Source organism: Pseudomonas sp. Q12-87, assembly GCF_001269755.1.
Lineage (GTDB): Bacteria > Pseudomonadota > Gammaproteobacteria > Pseudomonadales > Pseudomonadaceae > Aquipseudomonas > Aquipseudomonas fluorescens_S.
The window spans coordinates 37,919-57,213 of the sequence record NZ_LHVI01000034.1 but is presented as its reverse complement, the minus strand read 5'-3'; the positions used below and the strand labels follow the sequence as shown (position 1 = coordinate 57,213).

General features: G+C 62.2%; 13 protein-coding genes. 7 read left to right on the top strand and 6 right to left on the bottom strand.

Annotated elements, in window-relative coordinates; all coding sequences use genetic code 11:
* Positions 1-157 precede the first annotated feature (157 nt).
* The gene (locus tag AD663_RS24725; protein WP_053214705.1) at positions 158-4,129 is read left to right on the top strand and encodes a dermonecrotic toxin domain-containing protein; all 3,972 of its coding nucleotides are present in this window, start codon (positions 158-160) and stop codon (positions 4,127-4,129) included.
* Positions 4,130-4,209: 80 nt separating this feature from the next.
* Here AD663_RS24725 and accC read toward each other — a convergent pair whose 3' ends face one another.
* From accC to gcbA, 5 genes are all read right to left on the bottom strand, one after another.
* The gene (gene accC, locus AD663_RS24720; protein ID WP_003186219.1) at positions 4,210-5,571 is read right to left on the bottom strand and encodes an acetyl-CoA carboxylase biotin carboxylase subunit; all 1,362 of its coding nucleotides are present in this window, start codon (positions 5,569-5,571) and stop codon (positions 4,210-4,212) included.
* Positions 5,572-5,588: 17 nt separating this feature from the next.
* Positions 5,589-6,050: an acetyl-CoA carboxylase biotin carboxyl carrier protein gene (accB, locus tag AD663_RS24715; RefSeq protein WP_003186217.1), complete on the bottom strand. Its 462-nt coding sequence runs from the start codon at positions 6,048-6,050 to the stop codon at positions 5,589-5,591.
* A 47-nt stretch (positions 6,051-6,097) separates the two neighbouring features.
* A complete protein-coding gene (gene aroQ, locus AD663_RS24710) occupies positions 6,098-6,550 on the bottom strand; it encodes a type II 3-dehydroquinate dehydratase (RefSeq protein ID WP_003186214.1) in 453 nt (150 codons plus the stop codon).
* Between the two features lie 412 nt (positions 6,551-6,962).
* Complete coding sequence (locus AD663_RS24705) at positions 6,963-8,909, bottom strand: methyl-accepting chemotaxis protein (RefSeq protein ID WP_053214704.1); 1,947 nt, start codon at positions 8,907-8,909, stop codon at positions 6,963-6,965.
* Between the two features lie 52 nt (positions 8,910-8,961).
* Positions 8,962-10,632, bottom strand: coding sequence for a diguanylate cyclase GcbA (gene gcbA, locus AD663_RS24700; RefSeq protein WP_053214703.1), 1,671 nt, complete (start codon positions 10,630-10,632; stop codon positions 8,962-8,964).
* Positions 10,633-10,916: 284 nt separating this feature from the next.
* Between gcbA and AD663_RS24695 the strand changes: the two genes are divergently transcribed.
* The 6 genes from AD663_RS24695 (at position 10,917) to AD663_RS24670 (ending at position 17,689) form a co-directional block, all read left to right on the top strand.
* Complete coding sequence (locus tag AD663_RS24695; protein ID WP_003186208.1) at positions 10,917-11,984, top strand: DUF2333 family protein; 1,068 nt, start codon at positions 10,917-10,919, stop codon at positions 11,982-11,984.
* A 3-nt stretch (positions 11,985-11,987) separates the two neighbouring features.
* Positions 11,988-12,545: an NUDIX hydrolase gene (locus AD663_RS24690; RefSeq protein WP_053214702.1), complete on the top strand. Its 558-nt coding sequence runs from the start codon at positions 11,988-11,990 to the stop codon at positions 12,543-12,545.
* A gap of 170 nt (positions 12,546-12,715) precedes the next feature.
* Positions 12,716-13,087 (top strand): translation initiation factor Sui1, encoded by a 372-nt coding sequence (locus AD663_RS24685; RefSeq protein WP_003186205.1) that lies wholly within the window; start codon positions 12,716-12,718, stop codon positions 13,085-13,087.
* A 211-nt stretch (positions 13,088-13,298) separates the two neighbouring features.
* The gene (gene speA, locus AD663_RS24680) at positions 13,299-15,212 is read left to right on the top strand and encodes an arginine decarboxylase (protein ID WP_003186202.1); all 1,914 of its coding nucleotides are present in this window, start codon (positions 13,299-13,301) and stop codon (positions 15,210-15,212) included.
* 372 nt (positions 15,213-15,584) lie between these two features.
* A complete protein-coding gene (locus AD663_RS24675) occupies positions 15,585-16,895 on the top strand; it encodes a type VI secretion system Vgr family protein (RefSeq protein ID WP_053214701.1) in 1,311 nt (436 codons plus the stop codon).
* Positions 16,892-17,689, top strand: coding sequence for a DUF4123 domain-containing protein (locus tag AD663_RS24670; RefSeq protein WP_053214700.1), 798 nt, complete (start codon positions 16,892-16,894; stop codon positions 17,687-17,689). Before AD663_RS24675 ends, AD663_RS24670 begins: the two co-directional genes overlap by 4 nt.
* A gap of 3 nt (positions 17,690-17,692) precedes the next feature.
* Here the strand turns inward: AD663_RS24670 and AD663_RS24665 are convergent, their stop codons facing one another.
* Positions 17,693-19,042 (bottom strand): MATE family efflux transporter, encoded by a 1,350-nt coding sequence (locus AD663_RS24665; protein ID WP_003186196.1) that lies wholly within the window; start codon positions 19,040-19,042, stop codon positions 17,693-17,695.
* Positions 19,043-19,295: the final 253 nt, after the last annotated feature.

Below are 19,295 nucleotides of genomic sequence, written 5' to 3'. Positions count from 1 at the left end.
GCGCGGGGCTGCAAAGGCGCGCAGTGTACGCCAGCTGGCCATCAAAGTGGATAAGCGAGTCTCGCGCCGTCAGGCGGTAGTTTCGATATATATATGTATGACATGGGCATGTTGAACAGCGGATAAGGTGCGGGTCCACACAACAGGGAGGAATGTGATGGACAACTCTGCCGAGCGGCAAAGCAAAGCGAACGGCGCGGGGCCGGAACCTTCCCCGCAGGCGACAACGGCGCAGGCCGTCCTTGGAAGACTGACCCGATGGCAGGCCGTAATCGACTCGCGGCTGAAAGCCCAGATGACCTTGCTGGAGGTACTGGAGGAACGCCTGTTGGTCGAGCTGCGCACCCACTATCACCATGGCAACATCGATCCACATTTCATCGGCACCCTGCTCGATGCCGTGCTGCAACGCCTGATCGACCAGGTGCCTGTCGTCCCCGATGCCGAAGAGAATTCGCCCTACCGTTGGCCGGATGGGCCGGATACTGGTTTTTCGGCCGAGCGCCAGGAAGTCATCGTCCAGGCGGTGGAAGGCATGGCTTCTGGCTTGGTTCATCACTACAAGGACTACCTGCGCCGTCATTGGAGCGTGTTCGGGCACGATATCTCCTTGGCGGCGCTGATCAACGACAGGCTCGACAATCATCTGGCCCGGTTCGACGCGATTTTCCAGCCTGAGCAATTGGCGGGCCTGGATGTCGATGCGCTGCAAGAAAAGATTGAAGCCCTGCAGGATAACTGGCAGCTGACAAGTCGATTGACCGCACTGGCGGCCCCTGCGGAGCACCAGGCGCTTGAAGCGATAGCCCGTTTGCAATTGCCCGATTGGCTGCGTTGGCTTGGCGAAGCTGATCGCCAGCAATTGGAGACTCTCCAGGCGCAGACGTCCCAGGCGCAGGCGCTGGTGGACTCGTTGCTCAACGACATGGGCTCGCTGCGGTCCTTTGCCCGGTCCTTGGCCAAGGAGCACGTCAGGCATGAGTTGGACATGGAGGTCGAGCCGGACAGCATTCGTGTACAGCTGCGCTGGCGAAGCGTCCTCGGTCAGCCCGTGCAAACCCACAACCTCAGCGAACTGCTGGTGGCCGGTCCGCTGAGGCCGGATGCGGTGTCGGTATATCTGGTGGAGAACGGCGCCATGCTGCGTAACCAGCCTCTTTCACCCGCCTACGTCAGCCAGTTGCTGGCGGACGTCGATGCCCCCGCCGGGTATTCGCAGGCGCTGACCGCTCTCTATGGTCGTGGCGACCTGAAAGACGCCATGCTCGATTGGTTCAAGGCACGGCTGCGGCAAAGTGCGTTCATTGCGCGGTGTGCCGGTCATTTGAAAATGAGTAACCATGCAGCCATCAAGACCCTCTGGGAGACCGAGGTCTCGGCGCAAGTCGTCCCTGCCAGCGTGCGGGTCGCCGGCCTGGTACTGCCGAACGCGTTGAAATGCGCCGATTGCCTGTTGTTCTACCGTGCAGACCTGCAAGGCGACTTGCTGCTGTACGCCCCCGACAAACCGGATGGCCAGGAATGGGTCGAGCTGCCCTCGCTTTGGGCCGTGAGTGTGGAAGTAGGAGGCTGGACCCGTAGTGAAGCCGGTCGCGAATACCTGCTGCAGCGGATTGCCCCAGCCGACCGCGACAGGGCCCGGGAGTATTTTGCCAACGTGGCGGACAAGCCGGCATTGTGGGATTCAAGCAAGGATCCCAGGGCGGCGGTGACAGGCTTGCAGGATTGTCTTGAAGACATTGTTGCGATGGGCTTGGAGCGTAATCTGGCACAGGTGGAGCGCGACGAATCGCCCGGCTGGTACAGCGCGCTGCCGTTGGATTCGCGACGAACCCTCAGCACTTTGAATCAGGAGCTGCTGGTTCATCAGGAGGTCTTCAGCCGGGAAATTGCCGGCTATGAAGTCTTCGTGGACTTCGCCAGGCGGATCGTCACCCAGGCAATCGCTCCGTATATGCGCAGCAAGGGCGTGGACGAGCCGGTCGATCCTGCGACGGTGCTCATCGACTACAACCCGCAGCTGTCGGATGGCAGGACGAAGGTCGCCAGCCTGTTGGATCTGGTGATCTTCGGGTATGACGACAACTCGGGTATCGACAACCCCGGCAAAGGCGTGCGCTCATCGGTGGGGCAGGCGCTGGGGCAGGTTCGCAGTGCCGAGCTGGCCACGTATATCCGGCGGGCATACGTGGGCGAGCGATATACGCGGGAGATTCGTGCCAGGTTCCTCGATGCCGGCGCGCCCGAATACGCCACGCGCCGCAATGCCTACCGCAACCTGTTGTTGACCAGGATGGACCGCGACCTGCGCGTCGCCGCAGGCAAGTCGCAGTTGAGCGCCGATGAGTTCTGGTGGTTGACCCGACAAGTCACGCTGTTGAGCGAGTCGGTGCCGTTGTCCGGCCCGGTGTATCTGGGAACTGCCGTGCAGCGCGAGGGCGTGATCAAATTTTCCATTGGCGGTCATGTCGTCATGGGCGTCTACGTCTTTGCCTATTTCAATCCGAAGGGGCGCTACTGGTTGTATACGCCTGACGCGGCGGATGGCGTCATGTTTCGCCAGTACCATGACTTCCCCGGAACGGTCGCCTCGCGCTTGCATGACTACGTGCTGGAGCGGGTGGCGCTCGGCGCCCGTGCAGCGGTCAGGCGCTCGCTGACGGCCCTGGCGGCGTCGGCCCTGGGTGTCGATACATTGCGTGAGTTCAATCGAGTGATCGATGTCCGGGCAGAGTTCGATGCCATCGTCGAACGTGCTATTGGCGATGTGGAGGACATCACCAAAAGCCGTGCCGAGGTGATCAGGCAGCAAGTCGTCAAAGGGTTGCTGTTTGCGTCCGCTCCGGTATGCCTGGTTTATCCACCCTTTGCGCTGTTGCTGGATGTTGCCTTGATGGCCGCTAGCGTCAAGGACGCCGCCGAGGCGCATCGACAAGGCGAGACGGAGCGCGCGCTGGGCCACTGGCTGGCTGCCTCGTGGGGTGTCCTGTTCGCAGCGTTGGGGACGGGCGCCATCGCGACGTTGCTAGGGCGGGCGGCCAGAAGCCTGAAACTTGTCATGGCGCCGCTGTCCTTGTCGGGGCAGCGCTTGAGAAGCGCGGCGCCGCTGATTGCCAGGGAAGCCGGGCCGATTGTCCGCCCCATACGCCTCAAGCCGAAACAGGCAGTCGGCAAGACGCCCGAGAACCTTGAACGGGTGGCCGAGAAAGGCCTTTTCCAGGGCACCTATCGCAGCCCGCCCAGTGCATTACAGCCGCGCAGCACGTATTACATCCGCAGTAGGGGCAAGTACTACCAAGTCAAGGAGGATCCTTACTTTGGCGGTTTGTGTCTGGTGGATGCCAGTCGCCCCACGGCTTTATACAAATTGCCAATCCGCAGGCTGGGAAATGGCAAGTGGACACACAATGAAGTCGGCTTGCGCGGAGGCAACGATCAAATACTCGTCCTGGGCCGAGTGAGCGACCTGCGCGAGGCATTTCCCGGCCATGCCTATCCAGATGTCGCAAGAGGGGCGTTGCAGGGCGAGGCGGTGGTGGCGAGGTTCAGCGAGGCAGTGGCGGATAACTACGTGTTCTCCCTCAATGCCCAGACATGCGTGATCGCTTCGTTGTACAACCCGACCACCCGGGTAGGGGCCGTCATTCATTTCGATCACAATATTCGCACGCTGATCGAGCGCAGTGTCCGGGACGTGACGCAGCGCTTGGGGGGCGCTACCAAGGATATTCGCGCCACATTGGTGGGCGGGGACTGGCTGACAGGTGCCGATATCGGCGGACGGGTCAGGTCGGTGATGAGGCGCCAGGGCCTTCGACCGACATGGGATCACTGGTCGTATTCGTCCTGCTTCGGCAATACCTTCGGGGTCGCACTGGATTTGCGCAGTGGCGTCACGTCGGTGTTCAAGACATCGCGCAGCCAGGTCGAGCGCTACTACATACCGGTGTTGGCGCGGGCGAAAAAAAGCACTGACCCGGTGTCGGTACGTGCACGCGGGTTCATGACGCGCTTGCGCAGCGATCCCCTTGTCGCCAATGCCCAGGGCACCGTCAGCACGCTGCAGGGCAGGCCCGCGACGGCGGCGCAGATCGAAGCCCACGCATTTCCCACGGTGACGCTGAGCTGATTCAATCGTGGGGAGCCTGAACGCCAGGCAAAAAAAGACCCCGGCCAAATGACCGGGGTTTTTTTACATCACTTGGAGCATCAGTGCTGGTTGCCCAGCTTGTGTTCCAGGTAATGGATGTTGACGCCGCCTTTGCAGAAGCCTTCGTCACGGACCAAGTCGCGGTGCAGCGGGATATTGGTCTTGATCCCGTCCACCACGATTTCGTCCAGTGCATTGCGCATGCGCGCCATGGCTTCCTCGCGGGTCGCCCCGTAGGTGATCAGCTTGCCGATCAGCGAATCGTAGTTCGGCGGAACTGCATAACCGCTGTACAGGTGCGAGTCGACGCGAACGCCATTGCCGCCCGGAGCATGGAAATGCTTGACCGTGCCTGGGCTTGGCATGAAGGTTTTCGGGTCTTCGGCGTTGATACGGCATTCCAGCGAGTGACCGCGAATGACCACATCGTCCTGGGTGAACGACAGCTTGTTGCCAGCGGCGATGCTGAGCATCTCCTTGACGATGTCGATACCGGTGACCATTTCCGAAACCGGGTGCTCCACCTGAACACGGGTGTTCATTTCGATGAAGTAGAAGCTACCGTTCTCGTACAGGAACTCAAAGGTGCCGGCGCCACGGTAGCCGATGTCGATGCAGGCCTTGACGCAGCGCGCCAGGACTTCCTGGCGAGCCTTCTCGTCGATGCCCGGTGCCGGCGCTTCTTCGAGGACCTTCTGGTGACGACGTTGCAGCGAGCAGTCGCGGTCACCGAGGTGGATGGCCTGGCCTTGGCCGTCGGACAGCACCTGGACTTCGACGTGACGTGGGTTGGTCAGGAATTTTTCCAGGTAGACCATCGGGTTGCCGAATGCCGCGCCTGCTTCGGAGCGGGTCAGTTTCGCCGAGGAAATCAGGTCTTCTTCCTTGTGTACCACGCGCATGCCGCGACCACCGCCGCCGCCAGCGGCCTTGATGATCACCGGGTAGCCGACTTCGCGACCAATGCGCAAGGCGGTTTCTTCGTCTTCAGGCAGCGGGCCGTCGGAACCCGGGACGGTAGGCACGCCGGCAGCAATCATGGCGTGCTTGGCCGACACCTTGTCGCCCATCAGGCGGATGGTGTCGGCTTTCGGACCAATGAAGGCAAAACCGGAGTTTTCGACCTGTTCGGCGAAGTCGGCGTTTTCCGCCAGGAAACCGTAGCCCGGGTGAATGGCGGTGGCACCGGTCACTTCGGCAGCGGCGATGATCGCCGGGATGTGCAGGTAGGAATGCGCAGCCGACGCCGGACCGATGCAGACGGATTCATCCGCCAGGCCCAGGTGCATCAGTTCCTTGTCGGCCTTGGAGTAGACGGCGACAGTCTTGATGCCCATCTCTTTGCAGGCGCGCAGGATCCGCAGGGCAATTTCACCGCGGTTGGCGATCAGTACTTTTTCCAACTTCGCAGGTTTCAACATCGAAAGCTCTCCGCGGTTCAAACGATGGTGAACAGCGGTTGGTCGTACTCAACCGGCTGGCCGTCTTCAACGAGGATGGATTCGATCACACCGCTGGTTTCAGCTTCGATGTGGTTCATCATCTTCATGGCTTCGACGATGCACAGGGTGTCGCCTTTCTTCACGGTCTGGCCCACTTCAACGAAGGAAGGCGAGGATGGCGAAGACTTGCGATAGAACGTACCGACCATTGGCGAGCGGGCCACGGTGCCGTTCAGCGTTGGTGCGGCTGGCGCTGCTGGTGCGGCGGCAGCTGCAGGCGCGGCCGGAGCTGGTGCGGCAGCTGGTGCCTGCATCGGTGCCGGTGCGTAGAACTGCTGGGCCGGGGTCTTGCTATGGCGGCTGATACGTACGGACTCTTCGCCTTCCTTGATCTCGAGCTCGTCGATGCCGGACTCTTCCAGCAATTCGATCAATTTCTTAACTTTACGGATATCCATGAATCATCAACTCCCAAGGGTCGGTCAGGGGCGTTTACGCTTGTTGTTCAAGCCGTTGCCTGTCTTTCAAGCTGCTCTAGGGCGGCCTCCAGGGCCAGTCGGTAACCGCTGGCGCCAAGGCCGCAGATCACTCCCACCGCTACATCGGAGAAGTAGGAGTGATGGCGGAAAGGTTCGCGTTTGTGCACGTTGGATAAGTGCACTTCGATGAATGGGATGCTCACCGCCAGCAGCGCGTCACGTAATGCGACACTTGTATGCGTAAAAGCTGCGGGATTGATCAGAATGAAGTCCACGCCTTCGCCACGCGCGGCATGGATGCGGTCGATCAATTCATATTCGGCGTTGCTTTGCAGATAAAGCAAATGATGGCCGGCGGTGCGGGCTCGCTGTTCCAGGTCCTGGTTGATCTGGTCCAGGGTGACGGCCCCGTAGACGCCCGGTTCGCGTGTGCCTAGCAGGTTCAGGTTGGGTCCGTGGAGGACCAGTAGAGTCGCCATCTGCTGTTCCTTGTTATCTGTGAGCAGGTGTCAGAACCCGGCGACTATGCCGCAAAGCCTTAATGACTGTCCAGTTCTCGGCAATAGCCGGCACGATGCCCGATGTTTGCGCGAAATTTGTGACCATGCGCCTGGATTCGGTCACCCATGGCTGCGAGGCTTGCGCTGAACCCTGTGGGAGCGAGCCTGCTCGCGATGACAATGACACATTCAATATCATCGCAAGCTGACCCGCCGCTATCGCGAGCAGGCTCGCTCCCACAGGGAAGTTGTGGTGACCGCCGGACTTGTGGGCACCCGAGATCCAGTGTGGGAGCGGGCTTGCTCGCGAAGAGGGCGGCACCTTCAACATCAATGCAGCTGAGCGACCGCTTTCGCGAGCAAGCCCGCTCCCACAATGGGTCTGTGGTGCTTAAACTCGAAACGCCTGCACCGCCGTGTGCAGCCTTCCGCCCAGCACCAACAGGTTGTCGCCCTGTTCCCGGCCCTGGCCGATGCGCACCAGGTTATCCCCGCCCAATTGGTGGATACGTTCACTGTGATCGCGGATTTCGCTGACGGCGCCGCTTTGTTGGGCGGTGACATCGGCGATGCGTACGGCGGTGTCGGAAATGGTCTGGATGGCCCCGACGATTTTATCCAGCGCGCCGTCGGCGGCTTGTGCCTGGCTGGCGGTGGCTTCGGCGTGTTCGACCTGGGCACGCATGCCTTCCACCGACTGGCGCGCGGCCAGTTGCAGGCGGGCGATTAGCGCCTGGATCTCGGCCGTGGCGCCCGCGGTGCGCTGGGCCAGTGAGCGGACTTCCTCGGCCACCACGGCAAAGCCTCGGCCCATTTCCCCGGCACGGGCGGCTTCGATGGCGGCGTTCAGGGCCAGCAGGTTGGTCTGGTCGGCGATCGAGCGAATTACCGTCAGCACACCGCCAATGGTGGCGGACTCCTCAGCCAGTTGCTCGATCATCTGCGCGTTGCCCTGCACTTCGCCCACCAGTGCGTGCAGGCCCGTGAGGCTCATGCCGATGACTTTCTGCCCATGCTCCACGGCGTGCCCGGCACCGCGGCTGGCCTCGGCGGCCTGACTGGCATCGCCGGCCACCTGCTGGATCGTGGCCTCAAGCTCGCTGAGGGAATCGCGGATCAGCGCCGTATCGCCGGCCTGGTGCTCGGCGCCGCTGTGCAGCTCGCCACTCAGTTCGGCCAGGGCTCGGCTGCTGCCGGCGACCTGTTCGGCGTTCACGCGAATGGTGCCCACCAAGTCCACCAGATAAGCGCGAAGACGATTGAGCGAGGCCTCGATGTCTTGCAGCTCACGGTTGCTCGCGCCGACCCGGATGTCGCGGCTGAAGTCCCCTTCGGCCCAGGTCGACAGGGCCGGGGCCAAGTGGGTCAAGGTCCGGGCAAGGCGCCGCTGCAACGTGTCGATGAGCAGTGCGATCAGCAGGATCAGGCCGATCATCACGCCCTGGATCAACCGGACCTCTGCCTGGATCTGCCCATGCTGGGCCCGCACCGCCGGCTCCATGGCATCGATCGCCTGCTGCACATCGGCGATTTTAAGGTGCGTGGCGTTGCTCAGCTCGGTGCGTTTCTGGATCAGTTCACGGGTGCGGGCCAGCTCAGCAGGGTAACGGCCGAGCAGGCTGTTGAGTTCGCGCTTGAGGGCGATGCCTGCATCTTCGGTCGCGGTTGTTTCCTGGGTTTGCAGCCCCATCAACGCGGCGAAGTCATCGCTGCCCGATTCACTGCTGGCGGTAACGCCCAACAGCGGCAGGGCGTCGAGGTGTTCGGCCTCGACACGGATACTCGCCAGCTCCCGTTCGACATCGGCGGCCAATTCGCTGCGGCCACTGCTGACCAGTTTGTCCCGGGTAAGGGACAGCCGTCCCAGGTGCTGCGAAGCGGCAAACAGCGGTGGCAGGTAGGTCGGGACGCCATTGGCGTATTGGGCGAGCTGGTCGAGGCTGGCGCTCAGTTCGCGCTCGGCCTGCAGCAACAGCGCCTGCGGGTCGCCAGCCAGTTTGCCGGCGGCCAGCAGATCGGTTTTGCTGAAGCCATCGAGGTTCGACAGGCTCGGGCGCAGGGTCTTGGCCAGTTCCGGTGGGAATTGATCCAGTTCTTTTTGCAGGGTTTCCAACGCCTGGCTGGCAGCGCTCAGGCGCAAGGCATCGCCGCTGGCCAGATAGTCCTCGATATTGCGCGCCGCTTCGCCCTGGAACTGCCGCGACAGGCCCAGGTAGCGCTCCATCAGCAGATAGGGCCGCTCCAGGGCGATCTGCGACCACCACAACGTAACGCCCAGGCCCAGGCACACGGCAACTAAAAGAACAGTATTGAGATTGGTCAGCAGCTTCAGGCGCATCAAGGGTCTACCGGGGGCAGAATCGTAAGTGCCTGAAGTTATTGCGTTTGTGTTACACGTTTATGACCGAATCGGTCGATTCCGATGAAAAGGTGGCACTTTGCTTTGATTGCCGCGCGCTCTGCACTCGGTTGCGTCCGGCATGCTTGGCACGGTACAGCGCTTCGTCCGCCTGGCTCGCCATCATCAGGCTGTCACAACCGTCGCTCATCTCCACCACGCCGGCGCTGAACGTGCACCACAAATCTTGGGGCTGGGCCGGGTAGTGAATCTCGGCAAAGCGTTGGCGAATCTCATCCAACACCTTGCAGGCAGCCTCGATATCGGTGTCGGGCATGACAATGGCGAACTCTTCACCGCCGTAACGGCCGATGAAGTCGGTCTTGCGCAGGCGCTGCTTGAGAAACAGCGCCAAGCTCTTGATTACCCGGTCGCCCATGGGATGGCCGTGGCTGTCATTGACCCGTTTGAAATGGTCGATGTCGAGCATGGCGAAGCTCAGGGGCTTGCCTTCGCGGCGGGCGCGGAAGCTGCAGTCCTCGAGCAATTGCAGGATATGGGTATGGTTGTACAGGCCGGTGAGGCTGTCGCGCACCATCCGCGCCTTGAGGTTGCGGGCCCGGGCCGCGCGGTTGCGCACGGTGGTGATCAGATGCCGGGGCTTGATCGGCTTGGTCAGGAAATCGTCGCCGCCTTCGCTCATGGCGTCGAGTTGCTTGTCCAGGTCGTCTTCGGCGGACAGGTAGATGATCGGTACGCTGACGTAGCGGTCGTTGTGGCGGATCACTTTTGCCAGTTCCGTGCCGGTGCAGGCAGGCATGTACATGTCGAGGATGATCAGGTCGGGCTGGAAATCCGCCAGCTCGGCCATGGCCTGGATTGGCTCGATCAGTGTGCGGGTGACGATCCCGGCGCTGTTGAGCAGGCGTTCGGTGTGCAAAGCCTGTGCGCGGGAATCATCGATGATCAGCACTTTGTAGGGTTCGTACTGGGCGACACAGGTCAGTACTTCGATTTTTTCCAGCAGGCTCGAGGCTTCAAGGGTGCCGGTGAGGAATTCCTGGCCGCCGGCGCGTACGGCCGCCAGGCGGGTCGGGGTGTCGGTTTCCAGCAAGCTGAAAAACAGCAACGGCAACGGTTGCTCCAGGCCTTCCTGGGCTTCGGCGGCCAGCTTCAGGCCTGCGCCGGGACCGCTGAAATCCACGTCCATGACGATGGCTGCGGGCAGGCGCTCGATCATCGAGGCCCGGAACGCTGCGACGCTGTCCAGCGCCTGGGCGCTGAGGCCGAAGAACTCCAGCTGTTTGGCCAGGCGCTCGGCACGGTCATGGTCCTGCAGCATCACATAGATGGGTTTGCGCAGTGGCGGCAGGAAAGTCTGTTCGAGGTGGTCGCCGTGACGCAGGCCGGTGCGCGACAAGCGCTGCATCAGGCGGTTGATTTCGGTGATCAACTGGCTGCTCAGGCGCCCGCGATTGGCGTCCACCGCTTGCAGCGACTGGCTGATGCCCTGGGCCAGTTGGGAATGCTCGGGCTGTTCGAAGCGCTCGGCGAAGCGCAGCAAGCGCAGATTGGCTTCGCTGAGCTCCGACAGATCGGTGCTTGACCACTCACTGCGTTGCAGGCGCTGCCAAATCTCCAGGATCTGACGAGCCTGATGAATTACCCGCTGGGCAAAGTGGTGCTTGAGGCGCTCACGGCTGGGGTCTTCTGGCTCGGTCATATCCTGACTACTAGTTAGGGTGCATGCTGAGGTCGACTGGTGGCTCTATGCTAGCACCTCTTTTCCTCTACATGAGTGTCATACGTCAATAATCTGTCTTGGCAGCAAATTCAGTTTATGACTTGTCAGTCTCGTAGGCCGATGGCAGCGCTTCCTTTATAGTGCCTGTTCGACTGTCTGTCGCGGCCGACATGCCTGACGCCGCATTTTGGCGTTTCATCCCAGGCACGTTGGCGTAGGGTTGTGGTCGAACCGTGAACTCAAGTGATTGAAGGGATATCGCCATGCTGGACTGGAAAAACCGCGCGGGCAGCGCGCCTGAACGTGCCGCCGAGCCGAAATCGGACACCCGCAGCTACCTGGGTGGGCTGTTTTTCAGCCGGGCACTGGCCACGCTGATCGGCTTGTATCTACTGGTGACCATCGCCGTCGGCTGGTATTGGAGCCAGGAGCCCGCCTTGTTTCCGGTGCAGCAGAACGCCCAGGCAGCCGCCGAGCGGGACGGCCGGCAAATGGTGGTGGGCTACACCACCGTCGAAACCCTCAAGAGCGTGGCCGGCACCTTGCTGACCAAGCCGGGCGGCTACATCTCCAACGACCGTTTTCCGCCAGGCTTGTGGATGGACAACATGCCGAGCTGGGAATACGGCGTGCTGGTGCAAGTCCGCGACCTGAGCCGTGCCCTGCGCAAGGACTTCGCCCGCTCGCAGTCCCAGTCCGCTGAAGACGCGGACCTGGCCAAGGCCGAACCGCGTTTCAACTTCGATAACCGCAGTTGGGTGCTGCCCTCCAGCGAGTCGGAATACCAGGAAGGCATCAACTCCCTGAGCCGCTATCAGGCGCGCCTGTCCGATCCCGCCCAGAAAAGTGCGCTGTTCTACGCCCGCGCCGACAACCTGAACAACTGGCTGGGGGATGTCGGCACTCGCCTGGGGTCGCTGTCCCAGCGCTTATCTGCCAGCGTTGGCCGGGTCAAACTGAACACCTCATTGAAAACCGAAGTCCCGGCCCCGGGCCAGGTGCCGCAGGTGGACGAGGAAGTGGTCGAGACCCCGTGGCTGCAAATCGACAATGTGTTCTATGAGGCACGCGGCCAGGCTTGGGCGCTGTCGCACCTGCTGCGCGCCATCGAAGTGGACTTCGCCGACGTATTGGCGAAAAAGAACGCGACGGTCAGCGTGCGGCAGATCATTCGTGAACTCGAGGCCTCCCAGGAGCCAGTCTGGAGCCCGATGATCCTCAATGGCAGCGGCTTCGGTGTATTGGCGAACCACTCGTTGGTAATGGCCAACTACATTTCCCGGGCCAACGCGGCGGTCATCGACTTGCGGCAATTGCTGAACCAGGGTTGATCCATGGATGAAAGCACCCGGGAGGTCGCCCATCGAGCGGCCTCGGATGCCGAACTGATCGCTTGGGTCGATGAGCACGACAACCTGCTTGGCAGCCTGGTGCGTTCGGACCTGCGTGAGCGTGGCCTGATCGGGCGCGGCACCTACATCATGCTGTTCAACTCGGCTGGCGAACTGTGCGTTCATCGGCGCACCCTGAGCAAGGCGATCTATCCTGGCTTCTGGGATGTGGCGGCCGGCGGCATGGTGCAGGCGCACGAGACTTACGCCGAGTCGGCCGCCCGTGAACTGGCGGAAGAACTGGGCGTAAGCGGTGTCGAACTGACGCCCCATGACCATTTCTATTTCGAGGACACCGGCAGCCGCTTGTGGTGCTCGGCGTTTTCGGCCGTGTGGGACGGGCCGTTGGTCCTGCAGCCCGAGGAAGTCCTGGAAGCCTGTTTCCTGCCCATCGAACAGGTGCTGGATGGAATCCAGCGCAAGCCGTATTGCCCGGACTCTCTGGCGGCGCTTGGGCGCTATTTGCACGCCCATGGCGATGGCGTCGCAAAGAAGCTATAAATTGGCGCCGATTGGCCCTTAGCAAGTCGGCTTTTTGCCGTTACACTGCGCGACTTTTCAAGCTGAACCGCGTCTGCGGTCCAGTAGCGCTGCCCCTGCCTGAGTGGGGCTTCGCGGTCGAGGCACGTTCAGCCCCTCGACCAGTCTTTGTCCTCCCAAGAGGATTGCCGGTGGCCAAAAAAGCCGCATCCTTCGCCGCCCTGGGCGGCCTGGTATTTTCTACCGACGCTGGTCGTCATTGCCCTGATTGCCGTCAACCGGTGGATGCCTGCATCTGCAAACAGACCGCCATCCCGGAAGGTGACGGCATCGCTCGCGTGCGCCGTGAAAGCAAAGGCCGCGGCGGCAAGACGGTGACCACCATCACCGGCGTGCCGTTGGCCGAAGACGCGCTCAAGGAACTGGCCACTACGTTGAAGAAACGCTGTGGCACCGGCGGTGCGTTGAAAGACGGCATCATCGAGATCCAGGGCGATCACGTCGAGCTGTTGCTGGCGGAACTGACCAGGCACGGTTTCAAGGCAAAAAAATCCGGCGGCTAGCAGCCTCTGTGAAAACCACCCCCGGCTTGATCCGAACCCGGTGTTCGAGGTCGCCTACATGGTTTTCACAGAGCCTGTTCTGAACGGGATTCTAAACTCAGCGCTGGGAGCAGGGTCTACCTTGCTAACAGGCAAATCGTCATTTCCATTTTCTAGACTGCGCCAGCCTCCGATCGGATGGTGCTTTTTCGACTTCTTATAGGGGACTTCGATGTCCGTACGACGCACACGCAAAGACGATGGCAGCCAATGGACAGTTGCGGACAGCCGCAGTGTTTACGGGATTCGCCATTGGGGGGCCGGGTATTTCGCGATCAATGACGCCGGTCGCGTCGAAGTTCGTCCGAACGGTCCCGACAGCTCGCCCATCGACCTGTTCGAGCAAGTCGACCAACTGCGCCAGAGCGGCTTGTCGCTGCCCTTGCTGGTGCGCTTCCCCGACATCCTGCAAGACCGTGTGCGCCAACTCACCGGCGCGTTCGACAGCAACATCGCGCGCCTGGAATACCAGAGCCAGTACACCGCACTCTATCCGATCAAGGTGAACCAGCAGGAAGCGGTGATCGAAAACATCATCGCCACCCAGAACGTCTCCATCGGCCTGGAAGCCGGCTCCAAGCCTGAACTGTTGGCCGTGCTGGCGCTGGCGCCAAAGGGCGGGACCATCGTCTGCAACGGCTACAAGGATCGTGAATTCATCCGCCTGGCGCTGATGGGCCAGAAGCTGGGGCACAACGTTTTCATCGTCATCGAGAAAGAATCCGAAGTCGGCCTGGTGATCGAAGAGGCCGCCTCCCTGAAGGTCAAGCCACAGGTTGGCCTGCGGGTGCGCCTGTCATCCCTGGCATCGAGCAAATGGGCCGATACCGGTGGCGAGAAATCCAAGTTCGGCTTGTCCGCCGCACAACTGCTCTCGGTGGTCGAGCGTTTCCGCGCCGCCGGCCTGGACCAGGGCATTCGCCTGCTGCACTTCCACATGGGCTCGCAGATCGCCAACCTGGCGGACTACCAGCACGGCTTCAAGGAAGCGATCCGTTACTACGGCGAATTGCGCAACCTCGGCCTGCCGGTGGATCACATCGACGTTGGCGGTGGCCTGGGTGTGGACTACGACGGTACGCATTCGCGCAATGCCAGTTCGATCAACTACGACATGGACGACTATGCCGGTGTCGTGGTGGGCATGCTCAAGGAGTTCTGCGATGCCCAGAGCCTGCCGCATCCGCACATCTTCTCCGAAAGCGGCCGCTCCCTGACCGCCCACCACGCGATGCTGGTGGTGCAGGTGACCGACGTCGAGAAACATCACGACGACGTGCCGGTGATTGACAGCAATCAGGAACTACCGGAAACCGTGCAATGGCTGGTTGACCTGCTGGGGCCGACCGATATCGAGATGGTCACCGAGACCTACTGGCGCGCCACCCACTACATGAGCGACGTGGCGGCCCAGTATGCCGATGGCAAGCTGACCCTGGCCGAAAAAGCCTTGGCCGAGCAGTGCTACTTCGCCGTGTGCCGTCGCCTGCACAACTCGTTGAAAGCCCGTCAGCGCTCCCATCGCCAGGTGCTCGATGAACTCAACGACAAGCTCGCCGACAAGTACATCTGCAATTTCTCGGTGTTCCAGAGCCTGCCGGACACCTGGGCCATCGGCCAGGTGTTGCCGATCCTGCCGCTGCACCGTCTCGATGAAGAGCCGCTGCGCCGCGCCGTGCTTCAAGACCTGACCTGTGACTCCGACGGCAAGATCAAGCAGTACGTCGACGAGCAGAGCATCGAGACCAGCCTGCCGGTCCACTCCCTCAACCCAGGTGAAGATTACCTGCTGGGCATCTTCCTGGTGGGCGCCTACCAGGAAATCCTTGGCGACATGCACAACCTGTTCGGTGACACCGACTCGGTGAACATCTACCAGAACGCCGACGGCAGCGTGTACCACGCCGGTATCGAAACCCACGACACCATCGAAGACATGCTGCGCTACGTGCACTTGTCGCCGGAGGAGTTGATGACTCACTACCGCGACAAGTGCGCCAGCGCCCGCATCAGCGCCGCCGAGCGCACCCAGTTCCTGGATGCCTTGCGCCTGGGGCTGACGCGTTCGTCGTACCTGTCGTCGTGAGGAGAGTCTGAAGGCCCACCGGACCTGTGGCGAGGCAGCTTGCTCCCGCTGGGCTGCGCAGCAGCTCCCCTCTTCATGAGCGCTTCGCACTCAAGCGGGAGCAAGCTCCCTCGCCACGGGACCGTATCTGTTCTCCCTACTGATTAACACCGCCCTCCAGGGCTGTCAGAAACTACGCCGCATGTTGCGGGATTTTTCGGGCAGTCCTGAAGGGCATTTTTGTTCGTACCGCCGTTATTTCCGAATCTCGGTGCGTTTAACCGGCGATGTCCTTATTTCGTGTAGTCCCTTTCCTAACTTGTACTTCACCCCTCTACTAGGCCATGGCTCTCGGCGAGAATCCCCGACCGCCCCTCCTGTAGAGAAACGCCGATGTCCAATCCAGCCAGCGAGCCATTATTCCGTCTGGAGATAGCCGGTCTGCCCGATCCCTTCGCCGTCCTGGCGTTCAGTGGTAGCGAAGCCATCAGCGAACCCTTCTTCTATGAAGTGGAGCTATTGCTCCACGACGTCACCCTGGACTTGGCGGCTCTGCTGTACCGCAGCGTCTGGTTGAGTTTCGGCGCCTCGGGCATGGGCGTTCACGGACAGCTTCACGAACTTGTCCAGCCTCATCATGGCGCTGCCTGCCGGGTGCGTATCGGGCCGAAGCTGGCCTGCCTGGCGCAGCGTTTCAACCAGCGGGTGTTCAGCGGCTGCTCGGTGCCGCAGATCATCCGCCAGGTACTCAAGGCACATGGCATCAGCGGGCGCAGCGTGTGCCTGGACTTGAGCGGTGACTATCCGGCGCGGGACTTGTGTACCCAGTACCGGGAATCGGACCTGCAATTTCTCCAGCGCGTGTGTGCCCGTGCCGGCATTCACTTTCATTTCGAACACACCCGGCGCGGGCATTGCCTGGTGTTCGCTGACAGTACGGACAATTTTCCTCCAGCCGAAGCGGCGGCTTACGGGCAAGACAGGTCGGTTCCCGGTGTACGCACCTTCAGCGTGCGTGCCGAGGCGGGCGAGCGTGTCGCCCACGGTGGCAGCGATTTGATGAGCCTGCATTGCGGCCAGGTGCTGGCGCTGACGGCCCATCCTTTCGAAGGCTGCAACCAGCGCTGGCTGCTGACCAAGGTCGAGCATCGCGGACAGGCGGGCGTGTATGGCAACCACTTCGAGGCCATCGCATGGGGCATTCCATTCATGGCTGCTGACGTACCTGCCAAGCCGCGCATGGTGAGCCGGCAGCGCGGCTGGGTGGTGGCGGTGGGCGAACCTGAGAGGCAGGAAGCGGGGCGCGTGGCGGTGCAGTTCGACTGGGCCTATCAGGGCGAGGGGGCCAGCCCCAGTCACTGCTGGCTGCCACTGGCCCCCGAACTCGCTGCTGGCGGGGCCGGCGACATCCGTGACGGTACCGAGGTGCTGGTGAGTTATATCGAGGGTGATCCGGATCGGCCGTTGATCAGTGCATTCCTTGACGCCCCCGCCCTGGATACGGAGGAGCCGCTCGCGAGCGTGGCTCTGCACGACACGCCCGAGTCATGCGCAGCCGACCCGGTTCTGTTGGCTGCGATCCGGAGCGCCGAGCCGCTGGTGCTGTTATGCCTGTTACCCGGTGGCGGACGTTTCAGCCCTTGTTCTCAAACCGTTTGTACGTGCCGCATGCTGACCCGTCGTGGCTCGGGCGCGGCTCTGTGAGTGCTGTCGGCCTGCCTGGATCGGCGCCCCAATGGTTGCTGCTCGACGTGCCGGGTGCGCCGGGGGCCGCGCGGCTTGTCCGGGAGCAATTCCCTGAGGCACGGTCCTTTGCCTTGTTCGAGGGCACCGAATTGCATGGGCTGAGCGAACACGGTCCGTTGTTGGTGGATTTGCGCCAAGCACCAGCGCTGACCAGCCTCTGCCATCTGGATGCACGTTCGTGGCCGGGGCTTTTGTTGATCAGCCCGTCGCCCGTTGAGCACGTGCTGGCCCATCTGCGTCGCATGCTGACGGTGACGCTCGGCCTGCATCACAAGGCCTTGTTGAATTTCTACAACCCACACACCGCCAGTTATTTCTTCGACGGTTGCGACCCGCTGGAACTCAGTTGCTGGCTGGGCCCGATCAGCCTGTTGCGGTGGTTCGGCGGCACCTGGGCCGACCGGGCGATTGGCAGCCAAGGCTGGCAACAGCTTTCCAATCCCGGGCTGTCGGTGGCGCCGCTGGAAAAAGAGCAGGGTCTCAGCGATCGGCAACAGAGTCAGCTGCAGCAGTGTGTGCTGGAGCATCACGCCTGGCGATGGTCCCGGGCGGCCGGGCATGACTACCGTCAACTCTGGAAGGCCTTGCAGCAGGGGCTGGCGCTGGGGTTTACCGAGCGGGCCGTGCTTGACGACTGGCTGTGGTTGCGTCTGCAATATCCCGATGCTCGGCCGGTGCCGGGGCGAGTGGGCGGTTCGCAACGCGAGCATCTCGATCAGTTGCGACGGCTGTGGCAGGACGACCAAGGTTGATCGTTACGGCGCGGGGCGGCCGAGCCAGCGGTCACGCCGCTGCAAGTGCCAGGCGAAGGCGCCCAAGGTCAGGCTGCGCAACGCCATGAACAAGAGGAAGGTGATCCACAGCCCATGGTTGCCCAGATCGCGCAGCGCCCAGGCGACTGGCAACACCAGTATCAGCGTCAGCAGCATGCCGTTGCGCATTTCCCGGGCGCGGGTGGCGCCGATGAACAGCCCGTCGAGCAGATAGCTCCAGACCGCGATCAGCGGCAGCGCGGCGAGATAAGGCAGGTAGCGGTAGGCCGTGTCACGCACCTCGGGTATGTCGGTCTGCATATCGACGAACAGGTGGCCAGCGAGCAGGAACAGCAGCGCGAAGCCAACGCTTGCAACCAGTGACCAGCCGCAGGCCACCACCAACGACCGGCGCAGGGCCAGGCGGTCGTGGGCGCCAATGGCGTGGCCGCATAGCGCCTCGACGGCATGGGCCAATCCATCCAGGGCGTGGGCCGTCAGCAGCAGGCCGTTGAGCAACAAGGCGTTGGCGGCCACGGTCGCGTCCCCCAGGCGGGCGCCTTGCACGGTGATCAGGAAAAACACGGCTTGCAGCGCCAGGCTGCGAATGAAAATGTCCCGGTTCACCGCCAGCAGCGGACGCCAGCTCTGCCACAGCCCCAGGGCGGCCCAGGCGATATGCCCCGGCCAGGCGCGCAATGTCTGGCGAGCGAGGGCCAGGCCGACGAGGGCACCGGTCCACTCGGCAATCACCGAGGCCCGGGCCGAACCGGTCACGCCCCAGTCCAGGCCAAGCACGAACCATAGGTTCAGGGCGATGTTCACCAGATTGGTTACCAGCAGGATCGCCAAGGGTGCCCTGGCGTTCTGGGCACCGAGAAACCAGCCCACCAGCGCATAACTGGCCAACGCCGCCGGCAGACCGAATAACCGGGTGTGAAAGAAATCCTGGGTCAGTTGGTTGAGCTCGGTGGACGGCTGCATGAAGTGCAAGGCCACGCCACTCAACGGCACGCCGACGGCACCGAGCACCACGGCCAGCCCCATCGCCAGCAGCAGGCCTTGCAACAACACTTGCCGCAACGCCGCTCCATCCCCGCGCCCGGCGGCCTGGGCGGCGAACCCGGTGGAGCCCATGCGCAAGAAACCCATGGCCCACGCCAACACCGTATACAAGCTCGCCCCGACCGCCACGGCGCCCAACTGATGGGCATGGGGCAAATGGCCGATGACCGTGCTGTCCACCAACGCCACCAGCGGTACGGAAATGTTCGAAAGTATCATCGGCGCAGCCAGCGCCCAGACCCGGCGATGGGTCAGGCGGTCGCGCCAGTCGGTGATCAGGTGGGACATGCAGGCTCCTTGATGGAGCGAGATTGTAGCGGGTTCCGGGACTGGTCGTGTCTGTGCCGAGGGGGGCCGCAGTTCTCCAAACCGACCTCGGACTCATTGTGGCGAGGGAGCTTGCTCCCGCTCGGCTGCAAAGCAGCCGTAAAACCGGCCGGTGCGGTCTGTCTGGAAAATTGCATCAACCCATTTTGGGCGGCTTCGCCACCCAGCGGGAGCAAGCTCCCTCGCCACGGGAGCTGTGTTCGGTGTGGTTCTT

Excerpts from the sequence above, each read along its gene's own strand:
- aroQ (WP_003186214.1), bottom strand. The coding sequence starts at position 6,550 with ATGGCGACTCTACTGGTCCTCCACGGACCCAACCTGAACCTGCTAGGC.
- AD663_RS24690 (WP_053214702.1), top strand. The coding sequence starts at position 11,988 with ATGGATGAAAGCACCCGGGAGGTCGCCCATCGAGCGGCCTCGGATGCC.
- speA (WP_003186202.1), top strand. The coding sequence starts at position 13,299 with ATGTCCGTACGACGCACACGCAAAGACGATGGCAGCCAATGGACAGTT.
- accC (WP_003186219.1), bottom strand. The coding sequence starts at position 5,571 with ATGTTGAAACCTGCGAAGTTGGAAAAAGTACTGATCGCCAACCGCGGT.
- AD663_RS24665 (WP_003186196.1), bottom strand. The coding sequence starts at position 19,042 with ATGTCCCACCTGATCACCGACTGGCGCGACCGCCTGACCCATCGCCGG.
- AD663_RS24725 (WP_053214705.1), top strand. The coding sequence starts at position 158 with ATGGACAACTCTGCCGAGCGGCAAAGCAAAGCGAACGGCGCGGGGCCG.
- AD663_RS24705 (WP_053214704.1), bottom strand. The coding sequence starts at position 8,909 with ATGCGCCTGAAGCTGCTGACCAATCTCAATACTGTTCTTTTAGTTGCC.
- AD663_RS24675 (WP_053214701.1), top strand. The coding sequence starts at position 15,585 with ATGTCCAATCCAGCCAGCGAGCCATTATTCCGTCTGGAGATAGCCGGT.
- accB (WP_003186217.1), bottom strand. The coding sequence starts at position 6,050 with ATGGATATCCGTAAAGTTAAGAAATTGATCGAATTGCTGGAAGAGTCC.
- AD663_RS24695 (WP_003186208.1), top strand. The coding sequence starts at position 10,917 with ATGCTGGACTGGAAAAACCGCGCGGGCAGCGCGCCTGAACGTGCCGCC.
- gcbA (WP_053214703.1), bottom strand. The coding sequence starts at position 10,632 with ATGACCGAGCCAGAAGACCCCAGCCGTGAGCGCCTCAAGCACCACTTT.